The organism is Paracoccus sp. SY, assembly GCF_002901215.1.
GTDB lineage: Bacteria > Pseudomonadota > Alphaproteobacteria > Rhodobacterales > Rhodobacteraceae > Paracoccus > Paracoccus acridae.
This window is the reverse complement of sequence record NZ_NWMQ01000096.1, coordinates 1-4,869: the sequence shown is the minus strand read 5'-3', so window position 1 is coordinate 4,869 and position 4,869 is coordinate 1. Positions and strand designations below refer to the sequence as shown.

Here is a 4,869-nt window from a genome sequence, read left to right as displayed (position 1 = left end):
CGGGTGTTTGCCACCTGGCTTGATCGGGCCGAGCGTGAGATCGCCACCCTTGATCCCGAGGACCGGCGCGAGATGCGCACGGAACTGGCGGAGGTCACCACTGCGATCCTGCGCGATCTGGGCGATGCACGCGGCGCCGAGCTGGTCATGGAGCCGCCGCGCTCGGCCCTCTACCGGACCGAGCTTGGAGACAGCGCCATCACCCGCGGGACGGTCACGAAGACCCTGTCCCAGACTGCCGCCCTTGAGGTTCGGACCGGGGTCCTGGAGGCGGCCGAAGCCATCGGCATCGAGCGGCCCGCGATGGAGCGGCGGCTCGAGCATCCGGCTGCCAATGCCTGGCAGGAGCGGGAGTGGGTCAAGGCCGATCTCAGGGCAGTCTCGGTTGCCCGAGGGCTCGATCTCAACGTAAAGGCCGAGCGCGACCAGGTGGCCGACCTCGTGGACAGCTTCTACGCCACCGCCGCCAAGGTGCTGAACCACGCCCTGGGGATGGAGCACGCCCGGGAGACGGTCCACAGCCGCGAGAGCGATCGCCTGGTGCGGACGCTCGAGACGCTGTCCCGGGTACACCGCCAGCACCGCCGGGTCGAGTTCGAGGGGGAGGATCACGCCGAGCGCTTTGCCCGGGATCTGAAGGAGCGTTACGGCGAGAGGGTCATGGAGCAGATCGCTTCAGGCGATGATCGGGCCTTGGCCTCGGACTTTCCCGAAGAAGGGCCACGCCGCGCGATCGCCCGTGCCCTGGTCGCAGCCGCCGAGAGCCATGAAAGCCTGGGTTTGTCCCGGAGGCAGGCGGAACTGGCCAGGGAACAGCTGCTCTCGAGCGAGCACCAGCACGAGCGGGCGCAACATGAGTTGCGCCGCAAGGACTTCGATCTCGACCTCTGAAAGGAGGCAGAACCGATGAACCGGATGATCATTGCTATTCCCACGGGATTGATTGCCGGAGCCCTTGTCGGGCTGATGATGGGAGGCTTGTGGCTGCATTGGCAGCTTGGGGCGGGCATGAATGCGGGACACCCGTTCGTTCTGGTGACCGAGTTTCCCGGCCTGCGGATGGCCGGGCAGGATCCCTGGCGTTCGGCCTATGCGATCGTGCTGGCAGGTGCCGTGCTTTTGTCCCTGCTGGCCGTGGCGTTCACCCTCACCCATCGGCTGACCACCTATGGTACAGCGCATTTCCAGACCCGGCGCGAGATCCGGCGCAACGGGCTCCTGCAGCCCGTGGGGGCAGGGCTGGTGTTCGGCAAGTTCGGCAAGCCGCACAGAAAGGGCCGCTTTGTCTGCGGCAGCTACGGGCGCTTCCCCCATGCCCTAGTGGCCGCGCCCACCCGCTCGGGCAAGGGGGTGGGATACGTGATGCCGAACACGCTGCTCTTTCCCGGCTCCTGCGTGGTGATGGATGTGAAAGGCGATATCTTCGAGGCGACGGCCCGGCACCGCCAGGCGCAGGGCGACCAGGTGATCCGCATCGCGCCGTTTGACTTCGAGCACCCGTCGCATCGCTACAACCCGCTTGAGCGGATCAGCAGGATTGCGGATACCGACCAGCGGTTCACCGAACTCTCGAAGCTCGCCAGCTATTTCCTGATCCCGAAGAACGAGAAGGGCGGCGCCTCGGACTTCATCGTGGGCGCGCGCCAGCTCTTCGTGGCCGGCGGCATGCTGGCCATCGAGCGCGGCACGCCGACGCTTGGCGCCATTGCCCGCATCCTTTTCGATACCGGCAACAAGGAGGCAGCCTACGCCGCCTTGGCAGCCGAGGCGCGCCACGCCCAGACGGCGACAATCTTTCTCAACTTCTCGGGCCATTCCGATCGGACGCTCTCGTCTTACGCTTCGGTTCTTGACGGCTCCGGCCTCGGGCTGTGGCTCAACCCCCGGATCGACAAGATCACGAGCGCCAACGACTTTTCCTGGGGCGACATTCGGCGGCGCCCGCATGCGGTCTATGTCGTCGCCAACTCCGACGATATCCCGACGCTTTCCCCGCTTCTGCGGCTGATGTTCGGAGAGTTGATCGCCACCATGCGCGCGCACATCCCCGACCCGACAAACGAGCCTTGGCCTGTACAGATCATTCTCGACGAGTTCGACCAGCTTGGCCCGATGCCGATCATCGTCCAGTCGCTGAAGCAACTGGCCGGTCACGGCGTGCGCGTGTCGATCATCACCCAGTCGGTGCCGGGTCTGGAAACAATCTATTCCGAGAACGAACGGCTCTCGATCGAGTCTGCTGCTGGCATGAAGCTCTACATTGCACCCAACGAGAAGAAGACCGCCGGCGAGGTGTCCGAGGCGCTCGGCAAGACCACCCGGCTGTCGCTCAGCGACAGCTACTCGCAAGACGGACAGGGGTTGCTGAAGCGGTCGGTCTCGCGGCGTAACGAGGAACGCTCGCTGATGACCCCCGACGAGGTCCGCAGGCTCGATCCCGACAAGATCCTCCTGATCCCCGAGAGGCAGAACCCGATCCTGGTGGACCGGATCGTCTACTGGCAGGACGCCTGGTTCAAGACCATCATCGACGCGCAGAAAGGACCGCTCCCTTATCCCGATCCGATCCGGGCCGAACTGGATGATTTGCGGGCCGAGGTCATGGCGCTGAAGGAGGACCGCATTTCCTATGCCGATGCCGAGCCCGGAGGAGGTGGCACAAAGAGGTTGGAGGCGGAGCCTCCCTTGGCGCAAGATGTTGCAGAGGCTCATATGGCCGAGGCCGAGCATGCTATGCTCGATGAAGCCGATCTGAAGAAGGCTTCAGACAAGATGGACCGTTTTGACAGTAGGTTGCGGAGCAAGGCGAGGGGTTGCCAGGAGCAGGCCAATCCGACGGTGTCGATATAGGGGTTACGGGCCGCCCCAGACACTTCGTTCCTGCCAATCTTCGGGAAATCCCATGGCGTGCAGTTCCAGGGCCGACACTGTTCCCAGAAGGTCGATCAGGCGCGACCGCCAGGTGCTGTCCGTCCGCTGGCTGTCCAGGAGGTGAAGCAGGGCGACCATGACGTTGTAGAGCCTGTTGTCCGGTTGTGCCTGGCCGGTCGAGGTGTCGAGCACCATGTCCCGGCCCCACCGCTTGACCCGCGGGACGCGCTTGACCAGCCGCTTGTTCCACAATCTGGAGTGGTGCGCACAGATGTTGCGGACATAGGACAGGGCCTGCAGGACGCCGTCCGTGATCTCCACAGTCGGGAGGCCCAGATCGCGCGTCACGGCGGCCTTGATGGGAAGGTCCCTGGTGATCTGCACCCATCGGGACAGTTCCCCGAACGTCATCAGTTCGGTGACTGCCCAGAGCGGCGGCAGGTAGGGGTCCGTGTACTTGGTGCGGTAGTGGGCGATAAAGGTTTCGTCTGACTTTTCCGCCGAACGGGCCAGCTTTGCGAGAAGCTCGGTATGCACCCTGGCGCCCCGGAAAGCGGAGGCACGGAGATGGGCATGCGCACCGTGCGCATGGGCCAAATGATAGGTCCACCGTGAGCGCACATGGATCTCGACGCGTTCGATCGCCTCCAGAAGCAGGAGCCGCAGCTTGCGGTCGAAGACGTAGCGCTCAATGACCTGGTCGAAGGATGTTCCCTCGGCGAAGCGCTTGCTGCGGGTCTGACCAGGAGGGGCAGGCAACTCGAATGGCAGCCAATAGGCGCTCAGTCGATAGTAGCCGACGGTCTCAAGCCACGTCTCCGCCTCGGAGGTATTTCTTACCAGCATGCCACGCTGCCGAAGAAGCGCAACCTGATCACCTGTAAGAGTGGGGAGCTTTCCGAATTCCAAGAAGACGGCGTCCGGATATAAGTAACCCCCCGGTATTGAGCTCGGCCTTTCGGCCGGTCGCCTGGGGGGTGTTGTTGAAATGAAGATGGCGATTTGCGCCGGGGATGTCAACCGTGCGGTCCCGTGTNATACGTCAGGCGCTCTCACCATCGAGCCCCGGAAACCACGTCTCCAGGATGCCCCGCCCGGTGCCGACCCGGCCGGTCTGCACGACGACATCGACGGACTGGAGAACATAGTCACGGATCTCCGACAGCGTCAGCGGCATGCCCGCGCGCATGACCAGGAAGNCGACAGCGTCAGCGGCATGCCCGCACGCATGACCAGGAAGGCGAGCCTGTTGACCGCCTTTCGCGCGCTTGTGGCATGGATGGTCGTGACGCTGCCCTCGTGACCGGTGTTGATGGCCTCAAGGAAGGTGACCGCCTCGGTCCCACGGAGTTCGCCCAGGATGATCCGGTCGGGGCGCAGGCGCAGGGTCATCTCCAGGAGCTTGTCGGCGGAGCGTGCCGAGCTCTCCAGCCGTTCGGCGATCAGGCTGACGGTATTCTCCTGGGCTGGAAGCAGTTCCGTCGCATCCTCGATCAAGGCCAGGCGATGCTCGTCTTCCACCATCCACAGGAGGCGCCGCGCCAGCTCGGTCTTACCTGAGGAAGTGCCCCCGGAGATCACGAGGTTCATGCGGGACTGGACGCAGGCCCGCAGAAACACATCGGGATCGTCGGCTTTTGTTGCCAGTTCACAGATGGCGCGGAGCTGTTGGAGCCGTTCCGTCTCAAGCGATACGGTTTGATCGCGCAAGAACGGGAAGTGACGAGGTGCATCGCCGGCCGCCCTGCGGCGGAACACCCGGATCGAGATCACCGAGCCGCCCGCGGAGGCAGGCGGGATGATGGCCTGGCAGCGCAGGGCGGATCCGGCAACCTCAATGGTGGTCGAGATCGCGGGCTGGCTGTCGGTCAGCGTCAGGCGCTGCTTGTTGGCGATCAGACCCGCCAGATCCCTGACCTCGACTGGCGGGAGGATGATCCCGGCCAGGGACATATGACTGTCGCCTGCGCGCTCGACCCAGACCCGGCCGTCGGCGTT

General features: G+C 64.4%; 5 protein-coding genes. 2 read left to right on the top strand and 3 right to left on the bottom strand.

The annotated features are described in order from the left end of the window. Both CK944_RS23450 and CK944_RS21445 read left to right on the top strand, forming a co-directional pair. The coding region (locus CK944_RS23450; RefSeq protein WP_158248117.1) for a hypothetical protein at window positions 1-891 on the top strand (891 nt) is incomplete at its 5' end. A 144-nt stretch (window positions 892-1,035) separates the two neighbouring features. After that, on the top strand, window positions 1,036-2,850 hold the full coding sequence (locus CK944_RS21445; protein WP_158248116.1) for a type IV secretory system conjugative DNA transfer family protein: 1,815 nt from the start codon (window positions 1,036-1,038) through the stop codon (window positions 2,848-2,850). Between the two features lie 3 nt (window positions 2,851-2,853). Here CK944_RS21445 and CK944_RS21440 read toward each other — a convergent pair whose 3' ends face one another. From CK944_RS21440 to CK944_RS21435, 3 genes are all read right to left on the bottom strand, one after another. Next, on the bottom strand, window positions 2,854-3,717 hold the full coding sequence (locus tag CK944_RS21440; RefSeq protein ID WP_103175081.1) for an Abi family protein: 864 nt from the start codon (window positions 3,715-3,717) through the stop codon (window positions 2,854-2,856). Window positions 3,718-3,913: 196 nt separating this feature from the next. Beyond that, the gene (locus CK944_RS24240; protein WP_256388178.1) at window positions 3,914-4,048 is read right to left on the bottom strand and encodes a hypothetical protein; all 135 of its coding nucleotides are present in this window, start codon (window positions 4,046-4,048) and stop codon (window positions 3,914-3,916) included. Then, window positions 4,039-4,869 (bottom strand): ATPase, T2SS/T4P/T4SS family (locus CK944_RS21435; protein WP_103175080.1); only part of this gene is annotated, 831 nt, incomplete at its 5' end. The genes CK944_RS24240 and CK944_RS21435, both read right to left, overlap by 10 nt.

Coding starts and splice junctions, on each gene's coding strand:
- CK944_RS21440 (WP_103175081.1), bottom strand. CDS start 3,717: ATGCTGGTAAGAAATACCTCCGAGGCGGAGACGTGGCTTGAGACCGTC.
- CK944_RS24240 (WP_256388178.1), bottom strand. CDS start 4,048: ATGCCGCTGACGCTGTCGGAGATCCGTGACTATGTTCTCCAGTCCGTC.